This window comes from Mycobacterium haemophilum DSM 44634 (assembly GCF_000340435.2).
GTDB lineage: Bacteria > Actinomycetota > Actinomycetes > Mycobacteriales > Mycobacteriaceae > Mycobacterium > Mycobacterium haemophilum.
Map to the genome: position 1 here is coordinate 2,446,229 of NZ_CP011883.2, position 22,558 is coordinate 2,468,786.

Annotated in this window: 18 protein-coding genes and 1 pseudogene; 7 read left to right on the forward strand and 12 right to left on the reverse strand. The window is 65.6% G+C overall.

Going from position 1 to position 22,558, the window contains the following annotated elements; all coding sequences use genetic code 11:
* Positions 1-6: 6 nt before the first annotated feature.
* The 3 genes and pseudogenes from lnt to B586_RS11470 form a co-directional block, all read right to left on the reverse strand.
* A pseudogene (lnt, locus tag B586_RS11460) lies at positions 7-2,516 on the reverse strand (apolipoprotein N-acyltransferase).
* Positions 2,517-2,610: 94 nt separating this feature from the next.
* Positions 2,611-4,143, reverse strand: a complete 1,533-nt coding sequence (locus B586_RS11465) for an amidohydrolase (protein ID WP_082607741.1) — start codon at positions 4,141-4,143, stop codon at positions 2,611-2,613.
* A 75-nt stretch (positions 4,144-4,218) separates the two neighbouring features.
* Positions 4,219-4,707, reverse strand: coding sequence for an FxsA family protein (locus tag B586_RS11470; protein ID WP_054879892.1), 489 nt, complete (start codon positions 4,705-4,707; stop codon positions 4,219-4,221).
* A gap of 72 nt (positions 4,708-4,779) precedes the next feature.
* On the opposite strand from B586_RS11470, the gene B586_RS11475 reads away from it, so the two are divergent.
* The gene (locus B586_RS11475) at positions 4,780-5,478 is read left to right on the forward strand and encodes a dienelactone hydrolase family protein (protein WP_047316375.1); all 699 of its coding nucleotides are present in this window, start codon (positions 4,780-4,782) and stop codon (positions 5,476-5,478) included.
* A 25-nt stretch (positions 5,479-5,503) separates the two neighbouring features.
* Here the strand turns inward: B586_RS11475 and B586_RS11480 are convergent, their stop codons facing one another.
* Genes B586_RS11480 through B586_RS11495 form a run of 4 tightly spaced genes read right to left on the reverse strand, consistent with a single transcriptional unit; the run spans position 5,504 to position 11,825 of the window.
* The gene (locus B586_RS11480; protein WP_236971273.1) at positions 5,504-6,409 is read right to left on the reverse strand and encodes a type 1 glutamine amidotransferase domain-containing protein; all 906 of its coding nucleotides are present in this window, start codon (positions 6,407-6,409) and stop codon (positions 5,504-5,506) included.
* Positions 6,384-6,779 carry a PPOX class F420-dependent oxidoreductase gene (locus B586_RS11485; protein ID WP_054879890.1) on the reverse strand — a complete coding sequence of 132 codons (396 nt, stop codon included), beginning with the start codon at positions 6,777-6,779 and terminating at the stop codon, positions 6,384-6,386. The genes B586_RS11480 and B586_RS11485 overlap by 26 nt, the downstream gene beginning before the upstream one ends.
* A gap of 20 nt (positions 6,780-6,799) precedes the next feature.
* Entirely contained in the window at positions 6,800-10,375 is a 3,576-nt protein-coding gene (cobN, locus tag B586_RS11490) for a cobaltochelatase subunit CobN (RefSeq protein ID WP_054879889.1), read from the reverse strand.
* The gene (locus tag B586_RS11495; RefSeq protein WP_211141482.1) at positions 10,368-11,825 is read right to left on the reverse strand and encodes an amino acid permease; all 1,458 of its coding nucleotides are present in this window, start codon (positions 11,823-11,825) and stop codon (positions 10,368-10,370) included. Before B586_RS11495 ends, cobN begins: the two co-directional genes overlap by 8 nt.
* A gap of 207 nt (positions 11,826-12,032) precedes the next feature.
* On the opposite strand from B586_RS11495, the gene B586_RS11500 reads away from it, so the two are divergent.
* The 5 genes from B586_RS11500 (at position 12,033) to sigC (ending at position 17,446) form a co-directional block, all read left to right on the forward strand.
* Positions 12,033-13,574, forward strand: coding sequence for an HNH endonuclease signature motif containing protein (locus B586_RS11500; RefSeq protein ID WP_054879888.1), 1,542 nt, complete (start codon positions 12,033-12,035; stop codon positions 13,572-13,574).
* A 22-nt stretch (positions 13,575-13,596) separates the two neighbouring features.
* A complete protein-coding gene (gene cobG / locus B586_RS11505) occupies positions 13,597-14,694 on the forward strand; it encodes a precorrin-3B synthase (RefSeq protein WP_054879887.1) in 1,098 nt (365 codons plus the stop codon).
* A gap of 9 nt (positions 14,695-14,703) precedes the next feature.
* A complete protein-coding gene (locus tag B586_RS11510; RefSeq protein WP_054879886.1) occupies positions 14,704-15,330 on the forward strand; it encodes a precorrin-8X methylmutase in 627 nt (208 codons plus the stop codon).
* Positions 15,327-16,823 carry a precorrin-2 C(20)-methyltransferase gene (locus B586_RS11515; protein ID WP_054879885.1) on the forward strand — a complete coding sequence of 499 codons (1,497 nt, stop codon included), beginning with the start codon at positions 15,327-15,329 and terminating at the stop codon, positions 16,821-16,823. The genes B586_RS11510 and B586_RS11515 overlap by 4 nt, the downstream gene beginning before the upstream one ends.
* Before the next feature lie 68 nt (positions 16,824-16,891).
* Positions 16,892-17,446 (forward strand): RNA polymerase sigma factor SigC, encoded by a 555-nt coding sequence (sigC, locus tag B586_RS11520; RefSeq protein ID WP_047316367.1) that lies wholly within the window; start codon positions 16,892-16,894, stop codon positions 17,444-17,446.
* Here the strand turns inward: sigC and B586_RS11525 are convergent.
* From B586_RS11525 to B586_RS11540, 4 genes are read right to left on the reverse strand one after another with little or no spacing between them, the layout of a single operon-like run.
* Positions 17,443-18,168, reverse strand: a complete 726-nt coding sequence (locus tag B586_RS11525; protein ID WP_054879884.1) for a cobalt-precorrin-6A reductase — start codon at positions 18,166-18,168, stop codon at positions 17,443-17,445. The two genes, sigC and B586_RS11525, sit on opposite strands and share 4 nt — an antisense overlap.
* On the reverse strand, positions 18,168-18,923 hold the full coding sequence (gene cobM / locus B586_RS11530; RefSeq protein WP_054880948.1) for a precorrin-4 C(11)-methyltransferase: 756 nt from the start codon (positions 18,921-18,923) through the stop codon (positions 18,168-18,170). The genes B586_RS11525 and cobM overlap by 1 nt, the downstream gene beginning before the upstream one ends.
* Positions 18,920-20,092: a bifunctional cobalt-precorrin-7 (C(5))-methyltransferase/cobalt-precorrin-6B (C(15))-methyltransferase gene (locus B586_RS11535; protein ID WP_054880947.1), complete on the reverse strand. Its 1,173-nt coding sequence runs from the start codon at positions 20,090-20,092 to the stop codon at positions 18,920-18,922. Before B586_RS11535 ends, cobM begins: the two co-directional genes overlap by 4 nt.
* On the reverse strand, positions 20,089-20,838 hold the full coding sequence (locus tag B586_RS11540; protein ID WP_054879883.1) for an SDR family NAD(P)-dependent oxidoreductase: 750 nt from the start codon (positions 20,836-20,838) through the stop codon (positions 20,089-20,091). Before B586_RS11540 ends, B586_RS11535 begins: the two co-directional genes overlap by 4 nt.
* A gap of 35 nt (positions 20,839-20,873) precedes the next feature.
* Here B586_RS11540 and B586_RS11545 point away from each other — a divergent pair, with 35 nt between their 5' ends.
* On the forward strand, positions 20,874-21,287 hold the full coding sequence (locus B586_RS11545) for a F420-dependent biliverdin reductase (RefSeq protein ID WP_047316363.1): 414 nt from the start codon (positions 20,874-20,876) through the stop codon (positions 21,285-21,287).
* 27 nt (positions 21,288-21,314) lie between these two features.
* Here the strand turns inward: B586_RS11545 and B586_RS11550 are convergent, their stop codons facing one another.
* Positions 21,315-22,472, reverse strand: a complete 1,158-nt coding sequence (locus tag B586_RS11550) for a beta-ketoacyl synthase N-terminal-like domain-containing protein (RefSeq protein ID WP_054879882.1) — start codon at positions 22,470-22,472, stop codon at positions 21,315-21,317.
* Between the last annotated feature and the right edge of the window lie 86 nt (positions 22,473-22,558).

A 22,558-nucleotide genomic window follows, 5' to 3' on the forward strand; every position in this document is an offset into this window, starting at 1 on the left:
CGCCGACTAGCTGCGGTTACGCGTGCGCGCCGTTCGAGCGCGCTGGAGCCGCCCATCGATGCCCCATCGAGTGACTTTGACCAGCGCCTCGCGAATATTGGATCCGCTCATCTTGGACACACCAAGCTCACGCTCGGTGAAGGTAATCGGCACTTCGATGACGACGAACCCGTTGCTCACGGTGCGCCAAGTCAGATCAATCTGGAAGCAGTAGCCCTTGGAGTCCACACCGTCAAGGTCGATTGCCTCGAGCACTTCGCGGCGGTAGGCGCGATAGCCGGCGGTGATGTCATGGACGTCGATGCCGAGCGCCAACCGCGAATAGGTGTTGGCCGTCTTGGACAAAGCCAGGCGCCGCCACGGCCAATTGCGCACCGTCCCCCCATCGACATAGCGCGAACCGATAGCAAGGTCGGCTCCAGCGTCGACGGCGTCGAGCAGACGGTGCAGCTGTTCGGGCGCGTGACTTCCGTCCGCGTCCATCTCCACCAGCACCGAGTAGTCCCGACTCATACCCCAGGCAAACCCTGCCAGGTATGCCGCACCCAGGCCATCCTTGGCGGTGCGGTGCATCACGTGCGTACCACCCGGATCGGCCTGCGCCAGCTCGTCGGCGAGTTTGCCGGTGCCATCAGGACTGCCGTCGTCCACGATGAGCACGTGTATCCCTGGGCATGCGTCCTTCAACCGCGCATGGATCACCGGCAGGTTCTCCCGCTCGTTGAAAGTGGGGATGATCACCAGGACGCGCTGACTGGGACGATTACCCGATGTCTGGCGCGCAGGCTGGCCGGTGGTCATTTAGCTCCTCTGTGTCGCCCGAAATAACGCGGCTGTCGGCCGCCCCTGTGGAGCGGAGTGTAGTCACCAGTGTCAACGCCGCCCTCAGATTCGCCTGGCGCACCCGCGTCTGCAGGACGCGGGAACCATCCATTGTGCCGCATGGCGATCAGCACGACCGCTCCGGCCGCTCCGACGAGGATCCACTGCAAGGTCAGACCCCAACGAGTTGCTGGCGTCAGCCTCGTCTTAAGGCGCACCTGCATGTCCAGGTAGGCGGGCGCAAAGAAGTCTGTGCGGACCAGTTCGCTGCCATCCGGCGCAATCACCGAGCTGATCCCGGTGGTGCCGGCAACCACCACATATCGGTCGTGCTCCACGGCTCGGACTTTGGCGAAGGCCAGCTGTTGCTCACTCATCGTTTTGTTGAAGGTGGCGTTGTTGGTGGGCACCGCCAGCAACTGAGCGCCATTGAGGACCGCTTTTCGCGCGGCGCGGTCGAAGATCACTTCCCAGCAGGTAGCCACCCCGATAGGTACCCCCGCAATACGCACGACACCACTGCTTTGGCGGGGCACGATGTGGCTAGCCCGGTCGGCATACCCGGAAAGATGCTTAAAAAGCCACGGCATCGGCAAATACTCGCCGAACGGCTGCACGATTTCCTTGTCATGGCGGTCGGCCGGTCCGGTGCCCGGATTCCAGACGATCACGGTATTGGTGTATTCGGGGGCTCGTTGCATGCGGCCTGGGACATCAAGCACGGTGCCGACCAGGATCGGCGCGCCGATCGCCGCGGCAGTTGCCGCGATCTCTTGCCCGGCATCGCCATTGACCAACGGATCGATATCCGAGGCGTCCTCGGGCCAGATCACGAATTGAGGTTGCGGGACGATCCCGGCACGCACATCCTCGGCCAGTCGCAGCGTCTCGCGGACGTGGTTGTCCAGCACGGCTCGGCGTTGCGCGTTGAAGTCAAGACCGAGCCGCGGCACGTTGCCCTGTACCGCCGCGACCGTGATCACGGGTTCGCCGCCCGATCCCGCACCCGCATGCCGCACCTGGGGCCAAACGACGACGGCGGCCAGCAACACCAGGCATATGCAGACACCCGGTAGCACCACCGCCGGAGGCGGACCGCTTCTACCCGACTGGCCGCTGCTTGGCCACCACTTCACAATTTCCAATGCGATCGCGGTCGCGCTGCATCCCACCAGCACAGTCGCCATCGAGAGCAGCGGAGCGCCACCGAGTTGGGCCAATGGCAGCAACGGGCCGTCGGCTTGGCCGAAGGCCACCGACCCCCAGGGAAACCCACCGAACGGAACGACCGACTTCAACCACTCCTGCGCCGCCCACACCACCGCAAACCAGATCGGCCAACCGGGCAGCGGGCCCACCACGACAGCGAGCAGGCCGAAGAGACCGGGAAAAAGCGCGGCCGCGGTCGCCAGCACCAACCAGGGCATGGCACCCACGAGACTGCTGATCCACGGCAACAACGGCAGATAGAACGCCAACCCGAACAGAAATCCATAGCCCAGACCGCCCACCGGTGTCGTGTTTGGGTGCGTTAAGACCCAAGCCAGCAGTGCGAAGGCGACGACGGCGCCCCACCACCAGTTCAGCGACGGGAAGCTGGCGCAAAGCAGCAAACCGGCCACCACGGCGACCGCCAGCCGTGGCAGACGCGGCAGCAACGCAACACCCATCGGCGCCAGCGCGTGGCGCGCCATGGCGCTCAGCTGAACGACCCGGCCGGGAATGGCAGCCGCGTCGAAGGCTTCGGTCACCGGGTCGTCATCGACTGGGTCGATCTCGATGGTCTCATCAGCCATAGATCACAGCACCCCGGTGCACGGTCTGGCGGCAACGCGGCACGGCGTCGGTCGGGCCCAGCCGCGGTAATGCAGCCACCCGCGAACGCGGGTCAGTGGACCAGCGCTGGACGGCGTCGCGCGGCGCACTGACGTCAAGGGCCCCGGCGTCCCACACGGCGTAGGAGGCCGGCGCGCCAGGCACCAGGGTGCCGATCTTGCCGTCGCGGGCACCACCGGCTCGCCAGCCGCCGCGGGTCGCGGCAGCGAACGCCGCCCGCGCCGAGACCGCGCTTCCGGGAGTGTGGTGATTGACCGCTGCCCGCACGCTGACCCACGGATCAAGACTTGTCACCGGGGCGTCGGAACCTAGCGCGAGGGGCACGCCTTGGGATGCTAACAGCGCCAGCGGGTTGAGTTCGCTGCCTCGCTGCACACCAAGGCGACGGGCGTACATGCCGCTGCCGCCGCCCCAGAGCGCATCAAAATTCGGTTGCACGCTGGCGATGACGCCCCATGCGCCCAGTTTTGCGGCCTGATCCGCGGTCACCATCTCGATGTGCTCCAGTCGGTGCCCACACCGGGCCACCGCAAGCACCCCGAGATCCGCGACGACCCTTTCGAAGGCGGTGACCACCGCCGAGACCGCCGCATCGCCGATCACATGGAACCCCGCCGTCACCTGCGCCTCGGTACAAGCTCGCAGATGCGCTTCGATGGCGTCGGGCTCGAGGTAACAGGTGCCCGTCCGATCCGGCGCGTCCGTGTACGGCTGGTGTAGCCAGGCGGTACGCGATCCCAGCGCCCCGTCGACGAACAGGTCACCGGCCAAACCGCGAGCCCCGGTCTCGTGCACCAGCGCGCGAGCAGCTGCCGGTGTGGTCACCGGCTCACCCCAGTAACCGATCACTTCGACGCCATGATCGAGGACGCGAACCTGTCGCCAGTCGTCGAGCCCGCCAATGTTGGGGCCGGCGCATTCGTGCACCGCGACGATGCCCGCTGCGGCGGCCGCCGCCAGCGCCGCGGTCCGTGCTTCGGCTAGCTGCGGGGCGGTTAGCAGGTCACGGGCGGCGGCGCGCGCCAGGTGATGAGCGTCGCCGGTCAGCGGCTGCTGAGCCGCGAAACCGGCCGCGGCCGCCAACTCTGGGACCAGCCGCCGCAGCCCAGTCGAGGCGAGCGCGGAGTGCACGTCCACGCGTGCTAGGTAGGCGGGCAGCTCACCGAGCACCGCATCCAGATCGCTGGTGCTCGGCGCGGTGTGGTCGGGCCACGCCGATTCGTCCCACCCGTGCCCCCACACCGGCTGGTTCGGGTGGGCGACCGCGTAATCGGCAACCATCTGAATGCAGTGCGCGCGCGAGACGGCCGAGCGCAGATCCAGTCCGCTGAGTATCAGACCGGTCGCGCTCAGGTGAATATGGCTGTCCACGAATCCCGGCGCCACGAATCCACCATCGAGATCCTCCACGTCGGCGTCCGGAAACTGGCTGCGGCCGACGTCGTCGCTGCCTAGCCAGGCGACCACGTCGCCACGCACCGCCATCGCAGTGGCATCTGGGTGGCTGGGGCTGTACACACGGCCGTTCACCAGCAGCCTGGTCTGAGTCACACCGTAAAACTACGTGGGGTCCACGGTTGGATGTTGCGGCAAGATCGGCGCCTCGACGTCGGCCACGTCAACGACCTCACCTTCGATGAAATCGCTGCCATCACCGGTAGCCGTCATGTCGGTGACCAGTGGCACCCGTCGCTGGAAGCCACGCACGGCAAGCGCGGTCAATCCGGGACGAGCAACCGCTCGAATCGGCGGTATCAGCAGCAGCAACCCCAACGCCGTGGTGACCAATCCGGGAACCAGCACCAGAACCGTGGCCGCAGTGACCACCGCGCCGTCGCTGACTGCGGTGCGCGGTTCGGCGAGGCCCGACCGCAGCTGCACGAGCCGGGCACTGACCTGCCACCCACCAACCGGACCCAACAGGCCCCATCCGAGCGCGACAGCAGCCAACAGCACCCACAGGGTCCAGCCAAACCCGATCGTCGACACCAACGCAAGAATCGCCGCCAGCTCGACGACGGCGTAAATGAGGAACAGCCGCCGCACCATGTGATGCCAACGTGCGCGGGCTATGGCCGAGTTCCGTGGAGGCGCACCTGAGCGCTGCACTTAGATGACGTTATGACCACGATTGAGATCGACGCCCCCGACGGACCGATTGAGGCGCTACTAAGCGTCCCCCCGGGCCCCGGGCCATGGCCGGGCGTCGTTGTGATTCACGACGCGATCGGCTATGAGCCGGACAAGGAGTCGACCAACGACCACATCGCCACGGCGGGCTACCTGGCGCTCACGCCGAATTTGTACTCACGCGGTGGCCGCGCCCGCTGCATCATCCGAGTCATGCGTGAGCTACTGACCAAGCGAGGCCGCGCTCTTGACGACATTCTGGCTGCCCGCAATCACTTGCTGGCCATGCCGGAATGCTCCGGGCGTGTCGGCATCGCGGGCTTCTGCATGGGCGGTCAGTTCGCACTCGTTATGTCGCCCAAAGGTTTTGGCGCCTCTGCGCCGTTCTACGGCACTCCATTGCCGCGCAACCTCAGCGAGACGCTGGACGGAGCATGCCCGATTGTGGCGAGCTTCGGCGGCCGCGACCCGCTGGGTATTGGCGCGCCCAAGCGATTGCGTCAAGTGACCCAGACTCAGCACATCGCCGCCGACATCAAGGTCTACCCCGGCGCCGGGCACAGTTTCGCGAACAAGATTCCCGGCCAGCCACTACTGCGTATCGCGGGTTTCGGCTACAACCAGGCCGCCACCGAGGATGCGTGGAGCCGCGTCTTCGCGTTCTTCGGCAAGCACCTGCGCACCGAGTGAGACGCCCAGCGGGCCGCCGTCCCGGTTAAGCGCGCAGCTTCTGCGACAGCATGTTCGCGAAGGTGTGAGTGTCACCTGGCCAGCGCGCCGACAGGTAGTTGCCGTCGTCGACGACGAACGCCGGCCGCGAATCGGTCACCGAATCGCGCACCATGCCGGAGGTCTTGAGCAACCAATGCGGCGTTCCGCGGATGACGTCACAGAAATCCGTTGGGCTTTTGAGGGCGCGGGTAACCTCCGACTGCACCGACATGTACCCGCGCGGCTGGCCGGGCTCCTCGACGTAGGTGCGGTAGTAGTTGGGATCCCAGCAGCGTGTGACCCGGGTCAGCTGCCAGGCGGTGCGCTCCAGCGCCCACGTCAGCGCTGTGGTCCGGCGTCCGTACAACACCGAGCGGCCCGTCGCGGGATCAATGCTGCGGGCGGCCAGCAGCACACCATGACAGATCGCGGCCACCATCACCCCACCGGCAAAGGCGTCCACGACCAGCCGCTGCAGTACGCCGCTGTCGATGTAGCTGCGCATCCCGCGGGCGCGATGGCCACCGGGCAGCAACAACGCATCGATGCCGTCGACGGTGGCCTGGGTCCAGCGGACGGGATGCTGAAACTCAACCGCTCGCAGCATGTCCTGATATGCACGGCGGCCGTCCTTATTCGCCCGCAACGCCAACCCGATGACTGGGACGGCGCCCAACACCGGCAGCGCCGACCAGACGTCCAAGCCCCGGCCGGTGACCATGATGTCGTCAGCCACCCCGGCCGTGCCGCTTTCGGTAGCAAAAACCACCCGGTGCCCATTGTCGCGTAAAACCCGCCAGCTGACGGCGACCTCGGTCGGGTCGAAGTCACGATCTGGAATCGGGATCAATACGGTGCTCATCGGTGCTGCCGACTTGTCGGGGTCAACGTCCAGACACTCGGAGTTCAAGACCGATATTGTTTTGCATACCGCCACGCAGCTTGCTGACGAAGGTAAACAGCCGGCCCTGGATGCCGTACCGCTTGCCGATTGCGTCGTAGACGCTGCCCGTCTGTGACTTATCGAGGATTGTGGCGGTGCCCTCGACGGCCTCGCTCGTCGCGCGACCACGCATCGTGCAGGTGGCCAGCGTAATCCGGGGGGTATTGCGGATTCGCTTAACCTTCCACGCCTTTTCCTCGGAGATGACCAGCAGCCGATCGCCGCGCTCCTTATCCAAGGCGGCCCAGATGGGGGTCGGCTTGGGTCGGCCGTCCTTGGTGAATGTGGTCAGCAGGAGGTACTGCGCCTTGGCTAGGTCGGCAAATGTGGGCGTCATGGTCCCAAAACTACCGGTAGCTAACCTTCCAGGTCGCCCTCGGTTTCCAACAGCACCTGGCGCAACCGGTCGAGGGTGTTCGGTTGCGGATCGGCCCACATACGACGGCCGACTGCCTCCAGCAGACGTTCGGCCATACCGTGCAACGCCCACGGGTTGGACTCCGCCATGAACTTCCGGTTCTCCGGGTCCAGCACGTAGCGCTGGGCGAGTTGTTCATACATCCAGTCGGCCATTACTCCGGCAGTGGCGTCATAACCGAACAGGTAATCGACTGTCGCCGCCATCTCGAATGCCCCCTTGTAGCCGTGCCGGCGCATCGCGGCCATCCAACGGGGATTGACCACCCGGGCGCGAAATACCCGCGCCGTCTCCTCCGAGAGTGTGCGGGTGCGGATCGCGTCGGGCCTGGTGTTGTCCCCGATATAGGCGGCCGGCGCTTGGCCCGTTAGCGCCCGCACCGTGGCGATCATCCCCCCGTGGTATTGGAAGTAGTCGTCGGAGTCGGCGATGTCGTGTTCGCGGGTATCGGTGTTCTTGGCGGCTACCGCGATGCGGCGGTACTGGCGATTCATATCGTCGATCGCTTCGCGGCCGTCAAGGCCGCGCCCATACGCGAAGCCACCCCAGGTGGTGTACACCTGGGCGAGGTCGGCGTCATCCCGCCAATTGCGACTGTCGATCAGCTGCAGTAGACCGGCTCCGTATGTTCCCGGTTTTGATCCGAAAATCCTTGTCGTGGACCGACGTTGGTCACCGTGCCGAGCCAGGTCAAGCTGGGCGTGCGCGCGCACGTAGTTGTCGTCAGCGGGCTCGTCGAGGTCGGCGACTAACCGCACCGCGTCGTCGAGCATCATCACAACATGAGGGAACGCATCCCGGAAGAATCCAGAGATCCGCACCGTTACATCGATGCGCGGGCGACCCAATTCGGTCAGCGGAATTGGCGTCAGCCCGACAACCCGTCGCGACGCCTCATCCCAGACCGGCTGCACGCCCAGCAGCGCAAGCACTTCGGCGATGTCATCACCGGCGGTGCGCATCGCCGAGGTGCCCCATACCGAGAGCCCGACCGACTGCGGCCATTGCCCGTGGTCTTCCCGGTAGCGGGCGACCAGCGAGTCCGCCAGTGCCACACCGGCTTCCCACGCCAGCCGGGACGGGACCGCCTTGGGGTCGACGGAATAAAAGTTGCGCCCAGTCGGCAGCACGTTAACCAGGCCGCGCAGCGGTGATCCCGACGGTCCGGCCGGGATAAACCGACCGTCCAAAGCCCTTAATATCTGCTCAATTTCGAAGGCAGTGCCCGCGAGTCGGGGCACCACTTCGGTGGCCGCGAACCGCAGCACCCTTGTCACCTCGGGATTGTCGGTGATCCGCACGGCAGCGTCGGGATCCCAGCCGGCGGCTTGCAGCGCCGCGACCAGTTCCCGGGCTTTCGATTCCGCCTGGTCGACCGCTGCGCGTTCGTCGGTACCATCTTCCGATAGGCCGAGCGCCTGGCGTAGGCCGGGGAGAACGTGCTCACCACCGAACAGCTGGCGAGCCCGCAGGATAGCCAGCACCAGATCGAGTTCGGTTTCCCCCGTTGGCTTTTGGCCAAGAATATGCAATCCATCGCGGATCTGGACGTCCTTGATTTCGCACAGCCAGCCGTCGACGTGCAGCAGCATGTCGTCAAATGAGTCCTCCGCGGGCCGCTCAGCCAGCCCTAGATCGTGGTCCATCTTGGCGGCCCGAATGAGCGTCCAGATCTGCTGGCGGATGGCCGGCAGCTTGCCGGGATCCAGCGCGGCGACAGTGGCATGCTCATCGAGCAGCTGCTCCAAACGTGCGATGTCGCCGTAAGTTTCGGCGCGCGCCATCGGCGGGATCAAATGGTCGACGAGTACCGCGTGGGCTCGCCGCTTGGCCTGGGTTCCCTCGCCCGGGTCGTTGACCAAAAAGGGATAGATCAGCGGGAGGTTGCCCAGCGCAGCATCGGATCCGCAGGACGCCGACATGCCCAGCGTCTTTCCCGGCAGCCATTCCAGGTTGCCATGTTTACCCAGATGTACCACCGCGTCGGCGTTAAAGCCCGCGTCCAGCCAGTGGTAAGCGGCAAGGTAGTGGTGGCTGGGCGGCAGGTCGGGGTCATGGTAGATGGCAACCGGGTTGTGCCCAAAACCGCGAGGCGGCTGGACCATCAGCACCAGGTTGCCCGCTTGCATTGCCGCGATAACGATCTCACCGTCAGGATCGCTTGAGCGGTCTACGAACAGTTCCCCCGGCGGCGGGCCCCAGTGGTCCTGCACGGCCTCGACCAGCTCCGCGGGGAGAGTCGCAAACCAGTCACGATAGTCCTTGGCGGACACCCGAATCGGGTTGCCGGCTAGTTGCCCATCGGTGAGCCAGTCCGGGTCTTGCCCGCCGCGTTCGATCAGTGCATGCATCAGAGCGTCACCGTCGGCGGCCTCGACACCGGGCAGGTCACCGACCTGGTATCCGCGTTCACGCATCGCCCGCACCAATGCGACCGCACTAGCCGGAGTGTCCAGCCCAACTGCGTTGCCGATGCGGGCATGCTTGGTCGGGTACGCCGAGAACACCAGTGCCACCCGTTTGTCGGCGGCGGCGATGTGCCGCAGCTGCGCGTGCCGTACCGCCAGCCCGGCGACCCGCGCGCAGCGTTCCGGGTCGGCGACATAGGAAATCAACCCATCGCCATCAATCTCCTTGAACGAGAACGGAACTGTGATGATGCGGCCGTCAAACTCGGGTACCGCCACCTGGCTGGCAACGTCGAGTGGGCTAAGACCGTCGTCGTTTTGACACCACTGATCCCGCGGGCTGGTCAAGCACAAACCCTGCAAGATTGGGATGTCCAGAGCCGCCAGGTGTTCAACGTTCCAGCTGTCATCATGACCACCTGCTGCCGCCGTAGCGGGCGTCAGCCCCCCGGCAGCGAGCACCGTGACCACCATGGCGTCGACGTCGCCAAGCCGCCCCAGCAGTTCGGGTTCGGCGGTGCGTAGCGAGGCGCAGTAGACGGGTAGCGGCTGCCCGCCGGCATCCTCGATCGCACGGCATAGCGCCTCGACATATGCGGTGTTTCCGGCCAGGTGTTGCGCGCGGTAGTAGAGCACCGCAATCGTCGGGCCTTCGGTGCTCCGAGGCTTTGGCCGGGCCAGCACACCCCAGGTCGGGGTCACCACCGGCGGCGTGAACCCAAAGCCGGTCATCAGCACGGTGTCCGACAGGAACGCGTGCAGCTCACGAAGGTTGTCCGTACCGCCGTGAGCCAGGTAGATGTGTGCCTGCACGGCGATGCCGGCTGAAACCGTGCAGAGGTCGGTTAGCTCAGCGTCGGCCGCCTGCTCACCGCTGACCAGCACGGTCGGGATCCCGCTGGCGATCACTGTGTCGATGCCGCTTTGCCAAGCACGGTAGCCGCCGAGAATCCGGACTACTGCGATCGACGCATCGGCCAGCAGGTCGGGCAGCTCGTTTTCGAATAACCGCGACGGGTTGGCCCAGCGATAGTTTTTGCCGCTGGAACGAGCGCTGATCAGATCGCTGTCCGACGTCGACAACAACACGATGGTCGGCTCAGCCACCCACCATTCGTACCGTATCGGCCGCCTCACGAACGAACTTGCCCGACCGGCGGCGCGACACCAGCCAACCGATGCCGAGGACGGCGAACCAGACCGGTGTCAGGAGCATGGCGTGCAGTGTGTCCTGCTTCTGGGCGAACGCCCACACTAGGAATCCGAAGAATGCCAGCACCGCATAGCACATGGCGATCCCGCCCGGCATCTTAAAAGTCGACGTCTGGTGCAGGTGCGGCCGGCGCTTGCGGTACACCAAGTAGCTGATCAGGATGATCGACCAGACGAATATGAAGCACAGCGAGGAAATCGTGGTGACGACGGTGAACGGCTCGATGATCGAGCCGCCTACGGCGACCATCACTACCCCGGACAGCAGGAACACCCCCGAGAGCAGCAACGCACGCGACGGTACCCGCCGTGCCGTGAGCTTGCCGAACCAACGCGGTGCGTCACCTCCCTGGGCCAGGCCATAAACCATGCGTGTGGTGGAATAGATTCCGGAATTAATCGAGGACCCCGCCGACGTCAGCACAACGATGTTGATCACCGACGCCGCGGTCGCCAGGCCAGCAAGACCGAACATGGCAACGAACGGGCTACGCTCGGCGCTGATTTCGTGCCACGGCGTCACTGCCATAACGACCGTCAATGCTGCCACATAGAACAGCATCAGCCGAATGGGAATCGAGTTGATCGCCTTCGGAAGATTGCGCTGCGGATTCTTGGTTTCCGCCGCGGTAGTGCCAACCAACTCGATCCCAACGAACCCGAAAGTCGCAATCTGGAATCCGGCGGCGAAACCCATTGAACCAGTTGGGAAGAAGCCGCCGTGGTTGTGCAAGTTCGCCAGACCCGCAGTGGCTCCTCCAGGTGCGGTGAAGTGGCTGAAGATCATCACCAGTCCAACAACGACGAGCGAAATGATCGCGATGATCTTGATCAATGCAAACCAGAATTCGGCTTCCCCAAATGCCTTGACCGTAGGCAAGTTCAGCGTGATCAACAGCACCACTGCCACCAGGGCGGTTATCCACAGCGGCAAGCCATGCCACCAGTAGCTCACGTATCCAGCGATGGCAATGACCTCGGCGGTAGCCGTGACAATCCAGCAGAACCAGTAAGTCCAGCCGGTAAAAAAGCCCGCCCACGGTCCTAGCAGGTCGGCGGCGAAGTCGGCGAATGACTTGTACTGCAGGTTAGACAACAACAACTCGCCCATCGCACGCATTACGAAGTACAGCATGAATCCGATAATCAAGTAGACGAAAATTACCGATGGACCCGTGAGCGAGATGGCCTTGCCTGACCCCATGAAGAGGCCAGTACCGATGGTGCCGCCAATCGCGATCAGCTGGATGTGACGGTTGGACAACTGCCGCGACAGCTGTCGACTCCCCTGGGGCGTAGCGGGTTGAGCCAGGCCCGGTTCGATTGTCAGTGGCGCATCACCCATGCAGCGGAGCGTAGCCAGCACATGTTGGTTCACTCAAAATTGGCCGCATCGGGCGTGTCCAAAATTTCGGGCTTACGCACCACCATCGGCCGGCATCCCTTGACTGTCATTAGGGTTATCCACAGTTGGATGTTTGCCCACAGCCACAGGCTTTTGACGCCGTCGGTTCCGGCCTGGCGCCGGCACAAAAGACTATTATTCGAAGGTATGTTCGATGAGTTGCCGCCGGAAGGCGCGGCGCTGACGAGTGCCGATGATGCGACGGTGGTCACAGCAATCGCTGGGTGGGCCCGGGCGGAGGCTGCCGCGTCCTCGCGCCGGCTAGCGGCAATCGCCGAGCTAGTCCGCCGCCGCGCTGATGGCCCCACCGACTGGGCCCAGTGGTCATGCGATAATTGGGATGCGGTAGCCGCTGAAGTCGCTGCAGCGCAAGGGATTAGCCACGGTATGGCGTCGAGTCAGATGTATCTGGGTGTGGCATTGCGTGATCGACTGCCGCGGGTGGCAGCACTGTTCGCTGACGGCACAATCAGCGCGCGCTTGGCGGCGACGATCGTGTGGCACACCGATCTCATCAAAGACCCGGACACGCTGCGATTGGTCGATATGACGCTCGCCGGGGACGCGACACAGTTCGGACCGCTGTCGGTCAATAAGACCGCCCAGGCCATCGACGCAGTGGTGAACCGCTACGACCCGGGCGCACTGCGACGCGCGCGCGTCGCCGCGCGCAGTCGCGACGTGGTCATCGATCTGGCCAAGGATGACTGCGGCACCTCCGCGCTGTGGGGCCGGCTATACGCGACGGACGCCGCCGTACTAAACCGGCGGCTATTGCAGATGGCCCACGACGTGTGCGATGACGATCCACGCACGATCGCCCAGCGCCGCGCCGACGCGTTGGGCGCGCTGGCCGCGGGCGCCACCCGACTTAGCTGCGGCTGTCACCATGCGGACTGCCCCGCCAGCGCTGATGGCAACAACCGGGCAGCCGGCGTGGTCATCCACGTTGTCGCCGAAGCCTCGGCGCTTGGTGGCCAATCCGACCCGCACATGTCCGGCGAGACCGCGCCACCAACCATCAGCTCAAACACCACGCTGCGCGAGGCGTTAGCCCCAGACCCCGAACCCGAGCCACCAGCGCAGCCGCGGCCAACCGCGGTGATCACCAGTGGCGGTGCGGTACCCGCGCCGCTGCTGGCCGAGCTGATCCACAATGGTGCGCTGCTCCGACCGGTGCGCCACCCAGGCAGTGACGTCGCACCGGAGTCGGGCTACCGGCCGTCGGCGGCGCTAGACGCGTTCGTGCGGTGCCGCGACCTGACTTGCCGATTCCCCAATTGCGACCGGCCAGCCGACTTCTGCGATGTCGACCATACGGTTCCCTATCCGCGCGGTCGGACGCATCCCTCAAATCTCAAATGCCTCTGCAGAAAGCACCACCTGCTCAAAACCTTCTGGACCGCATGGCGCGACATACAGCTACCCGACGGGACGGTCATTTGGACCTCACCGACCGGACACATGTACATCACCCGTCCGGGCAGTCGGCTGCTCTTTCCTAGTCTGTGCCTGCCCACAGGCGAATTACCCACCGCCGCAACCGAAGACCGATCCCCCAACGCTCGCGGGGTAATGATGCCCAAACGGCGCCGCACTCGGGAACAAGACCGCAGCTGCCGCATCAACGCCGAACGTGCACTCAACGCCGTTGACGTCGCCGAACGAAACCAACGACCACCCTTCTAGACGCACGTCGTACCGTGAACCGGTGACCAGAGCCCGTGACGCTGATGCTTGCCCCGGCGCGCTGCAGGTGCACCAGGCCGCTGACGGCTTGATGGTGCGGGTCCGGCTGCCCGGCGGGATGCTGACCGCGGCGCAGTTGGCCGCGCTGGCCCAGGCGTCGATGCAAGTGGGCTCCGGAACACTGGAGCTGACCGCCCGCGGCAACATTCAGCTGCGCGGGATTACCGACGCGGCCTCGGTTGCCGACACGGTGACTCAAGCCGGGCTGATGCCGTCGGCAACCCATGAACGGGTCCGCAACATCGTCGCGTCGCCGCTATCCGGCCGGGTCGGCGGGAACGTCGACGTGCAAGCCTGGGTGGGTGAACTCGACGCGGCGATCTGCGCCGAGCCCAGGCTTGCGGAGTTAGGCGGGCGGTTCTGGTTCAGTCTCGACGACGGCCGCACCGACGTGTCCGGGTTGGGTGCAGATGTCGGTGTGCACATCTTCGAGGACGGCGCAGGACTGCTGCTGGCCGGACGAGACACCGGTGTTCGACTGGCCGCTGGCGACATCGTCAATGCGCTGGTTAGCGTTGCAATGCGGTTCGTCGAGGTACGCGGAAGAGCGTGGCGGATTTGCGAATTAGCCGATGTCACTGCGCTGTGGCCAGGGATGAAGCTGGGTCCTGCCATACCGGCCGTCACCCGGCCGCCGATGGGTTGGATCGAGCAAGACGGCGGCGGCATCGCGCTGGGCGCCGCGGTGCCGCTAGGGGTGCTGCCCGCACGAGTCGCGGCGTACCTCGCTGCAGTCGACGCCCCGTTGGTGATCACACCCTGGCGCTCGGTGCTGGTGTGCGACCTCAGCGAAGAGGTGGCGGACGCCGCGCTGCGAGTGCTGGCTCCGTTGGGCTTGGTGTTCGACGAAAACTCCCCCTGGCTCAACGTCAGCGCCTGCACCGGCAGCCCTGGATGCGCGCATGCGGCCGCTGATGTGCGGGCCGACGCGGCACTGTCGCGGGACGCGCCGGCGGCCGGCCACCGTCACTTCGTCGGCTGCGAACGCGCCTGCGGCAGCCCGCAGACCGGTGAGGTGCTGCTCGCTACTGGCGATGGGTATCGACTGCTACGGCCGTAGGGTGAGCACGTGCTCGACTACCTGCGCGACGCGGCCGAAATCTATCGCCAATCGTTCGCGGCCATCCGCGCCGAAGCCGACCTAACCCGGTTCCCAGCTGACGTCGCGCACGTCGTGGTCCGGCTGATCCACACCTGCGGGCAGGTGGACCTCGTCGAACATGTTGCCTTTACCGACGACGTGGTAGCTCGGGCCAGTGCCGCCCTGCACAGCGGCGCCCCGGTCCTGTGCGATTCGTCGATGGTGGCCGCCGGGATCACCACCGCACGGCTACCCGCCAACAATCAGATCGTGTCGCTGGTCGCCGATCCGCGCGCGGCTGAGCTGGCCGCCCGCCGGCACACCACTCGCTCGGCAGCTGGTGTGGAGTTGTGGGCCGATCGGCTGGCCGGCGCGGTACTCGCTATCGGCAACGCGCCCACCGCGCTGTTCCGGCTGCTCGAATTGATCGATGACGGGATTCCGGCGCCGGTTGCGGTGCTGGGCGGACCAGTCGGATTCGTCGGCTCAGCGCAAGCCAAGCAGGAGCTCATCGACCGCCCGCGCGGGATGTCCTATCTGGTGGTGCGGGGCCGCCGCGGCGGCAGCGCCATGGCGGCCGCCGCCGTCAACGCGATCGCGACCAACCGCGAATGACGACTCGCGGCACGCTCTGGGGCGTCGGCTTGGGACCCGGCGACCCGGAGTTGGTAACCGTCAAGGCCGCCCGGGTGATCGGCGAGGCCGATGTGGTGGCCTATCACAGCGCCCGGCACGGCCGCAGCATCGCACGTGCGATCGCCGAACCCTATCTACGGCCCGGCCAGATCGAGGAGCACCTGATCTATCCGGTGACCACCGAAGCGACCGACCATCCCGGCGGCTATGCCGGTGCGCTGGAGGACTTCTACACCGATGCCACCCGACGGATTGCGGCGCATCTAGACGCCGGTCGCGGTGTCGCTCTGCTAGCCGAGGGCGACCCGTTGTTCTACAGCTCATACATGCATCTGCACGCCCGGCTCACACATCAGTTCAACGCCGTCATCGTGCCGGGGGTGACGTCGGTGAGCGCCGCCTCGGCGGCCATCGCGACACCGCTGGTAGCCGGCGACGAGGTTCTCACGGTGCTGCCGGGAACGTTGCCGGTGGCCGAGCTGACCCGCCGGCTCATTGACGCCGACGCGGCCGTGGTGCTCAAACTAGGACGTTCGTATCATGCTGTGCGGGAAGCGCTTTCGGCGTCCGGCCAGCTTGACGATACGTTCTATGTGGAGCGGGCCAGCACCCCTGGACAGCGCGTCCTACCCGCCGCTGACGTCGACGAGACCAGCGTGCCTTACTTCTCGCTGGCCATGCTGCCGGGCGGCCGGATGCAGCGGCGCTCTTCGCTCGTTGGCACCGGCACCGTCGCGGTGGTGGGTCTGGGGCCCGGCGGCAGTGCTTGGATGACGCCGCAGAGTCGACGCGAGCTAGCCGCCGCGACTGATCTGATCGGTTATGGCCGCTACCTAGACCGCGTCCCAGTCCGGGACGGTCAGCGGCGTCATCCCAGCGACAACACCGACGAACCCGCTCGTGCGCGACTCGCGTGCACGCTGGCCGAGCAAGGCCACGCGGTGGCGGTGGTGTCGTCGGGCGATCCGGGAGTGTTCGCGATGGCCACCGCCGTTCTGGAAGAGGCAAAACAGTGGCCGGGAGTGCGGATCCGGGTGATTCCGGCGATGACCGCCGCTCAGGCCGTCGCCAGCCGGGTCGGCGCTCCGCTGGGGCATGACTATGCGGTGATCTCGTTGTCCGATCGGCTCAAGCCATGGCAGGTGGTCGCCGAGCGCCTCGCCGCTGCGGCCGCCGCCGACTTGGTGCTGGCCATCTACAACCCGGCCTCGAAGACGCGGACCTGGCAGGTCGGTGCGATGCGGGAGGTGCTGCTGGCCCATCGCGAACCCGGCACACCGGTGGTGATCGGCCGCAACGTGTCCGGCCCTGTGCCGGGCATGGGCGAGGATGTCCGCGTGGTGCGGCTGGCCGATCTACACCCTGCCGACATCGACATGAGCTGCCTATTAATCGTCGGATCTTCGCAAACCCAGTGGTACTTAACCGATTCCGGCGACCGAGTATTCACCCCTCGACACTATCCCGGTTAGTGGCCCACCAGCGGTCTACGACAACTGGTCGTAGACTGACTGAGCTCGCGCATTTAAGGTGGATCCCTATGACCGCGTCTGGCGACGACGAGGCTGTTACCGACCTCGCCCTAGCAGCTGCACGCGGGAACAAACGTGCGCTGGAGGCGTTGATCAAAGCCACCCAACAAGATGTGTGGCGGTTTGTCGCCTACTTGTCGGATGTGGGCAATGCCGACGATTTGACCCAGGAGACATTCCTGCGGGCAATCGGCGCCATCGAGCGGTTTTCCGGACGCTCCAGCGCCCGAACCTGGCTGCTGGCCATTGCGCGTCGGGTGGTCGCCGATCACATCCGCCGCGCCCAATCACGGCCCCGCACCACCTTCGGCGCCTATCCCGAACGCACGCTCAACGCCGACCACCACACCCGCGGATTTGAAGACCTCGTTGAAGTAACAACGATGATCGCCAACCTCACTAGCGAACAACGCGAAGCCCTGTTGCTCACCCAGGTTCTGGGGCTGCCCTACGCCGATGCCGCCGCGGTGTGCGGTTGCCCGGTGGGCACCATTCGATCCCGCGTCGCCCGCGCCCGCGACGCGTTGCTGGCCGACACCGAACACGACCATCTGACCGGCTAGCACAGTCGGGCTACCCAGTCAGCCACCTCCTGAACGGTGCCGACGTTCGTCACCCCGTCCGGTAGTGGCGGCCGCTGCACCATCACCACCGGGACATCCAGCGCGGCAGCGGCATCCAACTTCGCTCGGGTCATGTCACCGCCGCTATTTTTAGTGACCAGCGCGTCGATGCGGTGTTCACGCAGCAGCTCGAACTCCTCGTCGTAGCGATACGGCCCCCGGGACAGCAGCACCTGGTGATGACGCGGCAGCAACGCAGCGTCCGGCGCCATGACCGCCCGGATCAAAAACCACGCCCCGCTGTCAGTGAAAGCCTTCACGCCGGAGCGGCCAGTCGTGAGGAAAATTCTCGAATAGCGTTGCTCTGCAACTGTTTCTGCTGCTTCAACATCTGATACGACGACGACAGCATCACCCGGATCCCACGGCGGACGAACCAGCACCAGATGGGGCACTCGTAATTCGCGGCACACCTCGGCGGCATGCGCGGTGATGGTCGCCGCGAACGGGTGAGTCGCGTCGACGACGGCGTCAATCCCCTCGTCGCGCAGCCAAGTCCGTAAACCGTTGACGCCGCCGAACCCGCCGATGCGTACCGCGCCGACCGGCAGTGCCGGGTCCGGCACCCGGCCTGCCAGCGAGCTGATGATCTCGACCTTCGGGTGCAATGCCTTCGCCAGCGCGCGGCCTTCAGAAGTGCCACCCAGCAGCAACACCCGCATCAGTGGGCGCTGTTTCTGCGGCGCGCAGTCGAATACAGGTAGCTGTCGGTGAATCCTTCGGCGGCCAGTACGTCGCCGACGATGATGACGGCAGTCTTGGTGATCAGGGCCTCATGCATCTGGTCGGCGATAGCAGCCAGCGTGCCGCGCAGTACGGTCTGCTGCGGCCAGCTCGCGAAAGCGACGACAGCGGCGGGGGTTTCGGGCCGATAACCGCCGGCCAGCAGCTGCGGGATGATGGCGTCGATCTGCGCGGCAGCCAGGTGCAGGACCAAGGTAGCACCAGACCGAGCCAGGGTGGCCAAGTCTTCGCCCGGCGGCATGGGGGTCGACAAGGTCGCCACCCGAGTCAGCGTCACCGTCTGCGCCACTCCCGGGACGGTGAGCTCACGTTGCAGAGCGGCCGCCGCCGCGGCGAAAGCCGGTACACCAGGCACGATTTCGTAGCTGATGCCCCGTGCGTCGAGCCGGCGGCACTGTTCGGCCAGCGCGCTATACAGCGACGGGTCCCCCGAGTGCAGGCGCGCTACATCGTGGCCGGCAGCGTCAGCGTCGGCGAGTTCGGTGACGATCTGTTCGAGCGTCAATGGACCAGTGTCAACGACCTTCGCGCCGGGTGAACACTGCACCAGCAGATCGTCGGGCATGATCGAACCCGGGTAAAGGCACACCTGGCATCTTTCCAGGAGCCGTTGACCGCGGACGGTGATCAGATCGGCGGCCCCCGGCCCCGCGCCGATGAAATACACCGTCACTTTGTTACCGCCCACTGGGTGACCGGCAGCTGCGGGCGCCAACCCGTGAAGCCGCCTAGCGGCTCGCCACGATAATGCTGAAAGCGTCGCAGCTGGCCGCCAAACCGCGAATATGACTGCACCAGAACGGCTTCAGACTCCGCAGTGACAGCGTTGGCAACCAGACGTCCATTAGCGGGCAATTTGTCGAGGCAGGCGTCCAGGAGCCCGGGCTGGGTGAGGCCGCCGCCGAGGAAGATGACGGACGGTTCCGGGGCACCGTCAAACGCCTGTGGCGCCTCCCTCCGTACGGCGATTTCTACGCCAAAGGCCGCGGCGTTGAATGCGATGTTGCCGCGGCGCCGCTCATCGCGTTCAAAGGCCACCGCGGTGCAAGTCCGCCAACTTCGGCACCACTCGACCGCGATGCTGCCCGAACCCGCGCCGACGTCCCACAACCGCTCCCCAGGACGCGGCGCCAATGCCGCCAAAGTCACCGCCCGGATCCGGTGTTTGGTGATCTGGCCGTCGTGGACGAAGGCGTCGTCAGGCACCGATGAGGTGCGTTCATCGGGCACGTATCGGACCGCGATCACGTTGAGATCGTCGACATCCGGGGGCGCCGCGCTGGCCCACTCTCGCGCGCTGCCGTCACGGCGACGTTCGCCTGGGCCGCCGAGCTGTTCGAGCACACTGAACTCAGAGTCGCCGCGTCCGTATGCGTCAAGCACCTCTGCCAACGCCGTCGGCGTGGACCGGCCGCTGGACAACACGATCGCCTGGCCGCCGCGTCGTACCGCGATGCGCGGCGGCGCGGTGACCAGGCTGATCACCTCGGTGTCGTGGACGTTCCAACCCATCCGGGCACACGCCAGCGTCACGGCCGACACGTGCGGCAACACGGTGACCCGGTCAGGCCCATGGAGCCGAATCAGGGTGCCGCCGATGCCGTGCAACAGCGGGTCACCGCTAGCCAGCACGTGGATGTCTTTGGCCGAACCGTCGAGCAGGCTTTGCAGTGCGGGCAGCATTGGCGACGGCCACTCCCGGCGCGGTGCAACCACCGTGTCGTCGAGCAGGTCAAGTTGTCGCTTTGACCCATAAATAACTGTGGCACTTTGCAATTCGTAACGAGATGTCGCCGACAACCCGGCCATGCCGTCGGCGCCGATACCGACAACGACAATCATCGCGGCATCCGTCGCCACACACACTGCGGCAGCAGCCGCATCGCGACGACCATCGGCCGGAGTGCCCACGGGATCCAGACGGTGCGCCGCCCCTTGGCCAACGCCCGCGCGGTCGCGGTGGCCACCTGCTCCGGGGTGCTGGACAGCGGCGCCGGCGTCATGCCCGCCGTCATGCGCCCAATGACAAATCCTGGGCGCGCAATCAGCAATCGCACTCCGCTGCCGTGCAGCGCGTCGGCCAACCCGCTGGCGAAGCCATCCAGGCCGGCCTTGGCGCTGCCGTAGACATAGTTGGCGCGGCGCACCCGCACCCCGGCCACCGAGGAGAACACCACCAGCGACCCCCTGCCGGCCCGACGCATGGCTGCCGCCAAATGGGTAAGCAGGCTGACCTGCGCCACGTAGTCGGTGTGCACGATGGCGACCGCGTGCTGTGCGTCTGTCTCGGCGCGGGCCTGATCGCCGAGAATTCCGAAGGCCAACACCGCGGTACCGATGGGACCGTAATCGTCGACGATCGAGGCGACTAGCGGGCCGTGCGAGGCCAGATCGTCGGCATCGAACTCCCTGGTGTGCACGGCCGCGGCCCCGGCGGCACGCAGGGCGGCGGCGTGCTCGGCGAGTTGGTCGGCTTGACGCGCGGCCAGCACGATCGTCGCATCCGGTGCCAGGCGCCGCGCGAGCTCGATGCCGATCTCGCTGCGGCCGCCCAGAATTACTACTGGAGCGGCGCCCGTGTCATCCACGGCTGCGATTATTGCCTGCGCTAGCGTGAGGAGCGATGGCGAATACCACCACCCGGCTCACCGACGACGCGCTGGCGTTTCTCACCGAACGCCATCTGGCGATGCTGACCACGCTGCGGGCCGACAATTCGCCGCATGTAGTGGCGGTGGGTTTCACGTTCGATCCCAAGACGCACATCGCACGGGTCATCACTACCGGCGGCTCCCAGAAGGCGGTCAACGCCGACCGCGGTGGGATCGCTGTGCTCAGCCAGGTCGACGGCGCCCGATGGTTGTCGCTGGAGGGCCGGGCGTGTGTGAACAGCGAGCTCGACGCCGTCCGCGACGCCGAGCTGCGCTATGCGCAGCGCTACCGCACTCCGCGGGCCAACCCACAACGAGTGGTTATTGAAGTCCAGGTGGAGCGGGTGCTCGGATCGGCTGCTCTGCTCGACCGCGGCGGGGAATAACTTTCGGGCCCCTCCAAGCGTGCACCACTACGGTGCCCCGAGGACCACAGCAGTGTTGTGGCCACCAATGCCAAGCGAGGTTTTGAGCGTTATCCCCTCGTCGATGGGTGTGGCGCCATCGAGCAGGCGCGGATGTCCGGGCGCAACGCGCGGCGACGCCGGGATGACCCCGTATTCGTAGGCGAGTGCGGCAACAGCCAGTTCGACGGCACCCGTCGCGCCTTGGCAGTGCCCGGCGAGCGGTTTGACGGAGTACACCTCCGTTTGCTCGCCGAGAACGTTGTCGAGGATGGCAGCTTCGGTAACGTCGCATTGTTGGGTGCCAGACCCGTGGGCATTGAAGTAGCGAACCTGGCCAGCGTCGATCCCGGCATTGCTGAGTGCGTTGTGCACGCATGCGGTGAAGTGGGTGAGCGACGGGTCCAGCGATGTTACGTGGTAGGCGTCGTGAGACATGGCCCCGCCGAGCACGTTGGCGTATGGCTGGCCGTTACCGCGTGACAGCACGAATGCCACCGATGCTTCACCCCAGGAAAATCCCCGGCTGCCCTCTTGGAATGGTCGACACGCATCCAGCGGCTCGGTATCGGTGACGGTCACTCCTAATCGCACGAAGTGGTCCACAAACTCGGGAGTCCCGGATAGGCAGGTGGCGACGAACACCACGTCGTCCGCGATCCCGGAGTCCAGCCACATCTTCGCGGTAATCAGTCCGGCGTTTCCTGAAGCACACACGGCCGAGATGTTCATTGCCGGACCATGGAAGCCATACTCCTGCATCAGCAGAGAGACCGCGGTGGACGGTATCAGGTTTAGATAGCCACGGACTCGCCGGTGCCCACCATCGTCGCAATAGAAGCGACGCCAATCATCCATTTCGTGCATGAAATACGTGTACAGCACACCCACTTGCCGGCCCGGGCTCCATCCGCGGGAAGCCGCGTCGTTGATCGCTTCCCGGGCGGCAGCGCGCGTGGCCCGTGCCGAGCGGCTCGGCCCGTCGGCAGGATCGCCCTCGTCAGACACCAGAGCCAACCAGGCATCTTCGTCCCGGTACTGCCCATATCCCGGTACCAGCGTGGCGGCAGGTTTTCCGCTCAATAAACCCTCCCACAGGTGGCGCTTGCCCCATCCGTATCCGCTTACCGCGCCGATCCCGCTGATTGCCGTGGCTTGTTCGAGCATGTGTTCCCTTACCCTTTCATTTGTTTCATTCGAAGGGATACCCCCCATAAGGGTTGTACGGCACGTCCCGATAGCACTGTGACGGA

Coding starts and splice junctions, on each gene's coding strand:
- B586_RS11465 (WP_082607741.1), bottom strand. CDS start 4,143: ATGGCGGTGCGTGGCGACGTGGTCGCCTGGCTAGGCAGCGACGACGTC.
- B586_RS11470 (WP_054879892.1), bottom strand. CDS start 4,707: ATGGTGCGGCGGCTGTTCCTCATTTACGCCGTCGTCGAGCTGGCGGCG.
- B586_RS11475 (WP_047316375.1), top strand. CDS start 4,780: ATGACCACGATTGAGATCGACGCCCCCGACGGACCGATTGAGGCGCTA.
- B586_RS11485 (WP_054879890.1), bottom strand. CDS start 6,779: ATGACGCCCACATTTGCCGACCTAGCCAAGGCGCAGTACCTCCTGCTG.
- B586_RS11495 (WP_211141482.1), bottom strand. CDS start 11,825: ATGGGTGATGCGCCACTGACAATCGAACCGGGCCTGGCTCAACCCGCT.
- B586_RS11500 (WP_054879888.1), top strand. CDS start 12,033: ATGTTCGATGAGTTGCCGCCGGAAGGCGCGGCGCTGACGAGTGCCGAT.
- B586_RS11515 (WP_054879885.1), top strand. CDS start 15,327: ATGACGACTCGCGGCACGCTCTGGGGCGTCGGCTTGGGACCCGGCGAC.
- sigC (WP_047316367.1), top strand. CDS start 16,892: ATGACCGCGTCTGGCGACGACGAGGCTGTTACCGACCTCGCCCTAGCA.
- B586_RS11525 (WP_054879884.1), bottom strand. CDS start 18,168: ATGCGGGTGTTGCTGCTGGGTGGCACTTCTGAAGGCCGCGCGCTGGCG.
- B586_RS11535 (WP_054880947.1), bottom strand. CDS start 20,092: ATGATTGTCGTTGTCGGTATCGGCGCCGACGGCATGGCCGGGTTGTCG.
- B586_RS11545 (WP_047316363.1), top strand. CDS start 20,874: ATGGCGAATACCACCACCCGGCTCACCGACGACGCGCTGGCGTTTCTC.
- B586_RS11550 (WP_054879882.1), bottom strand. CDS start 22,472: ATGCTCGAACAAGCCACGGCAATCAGCGGGATCGGCGCGGTAAGCGGA.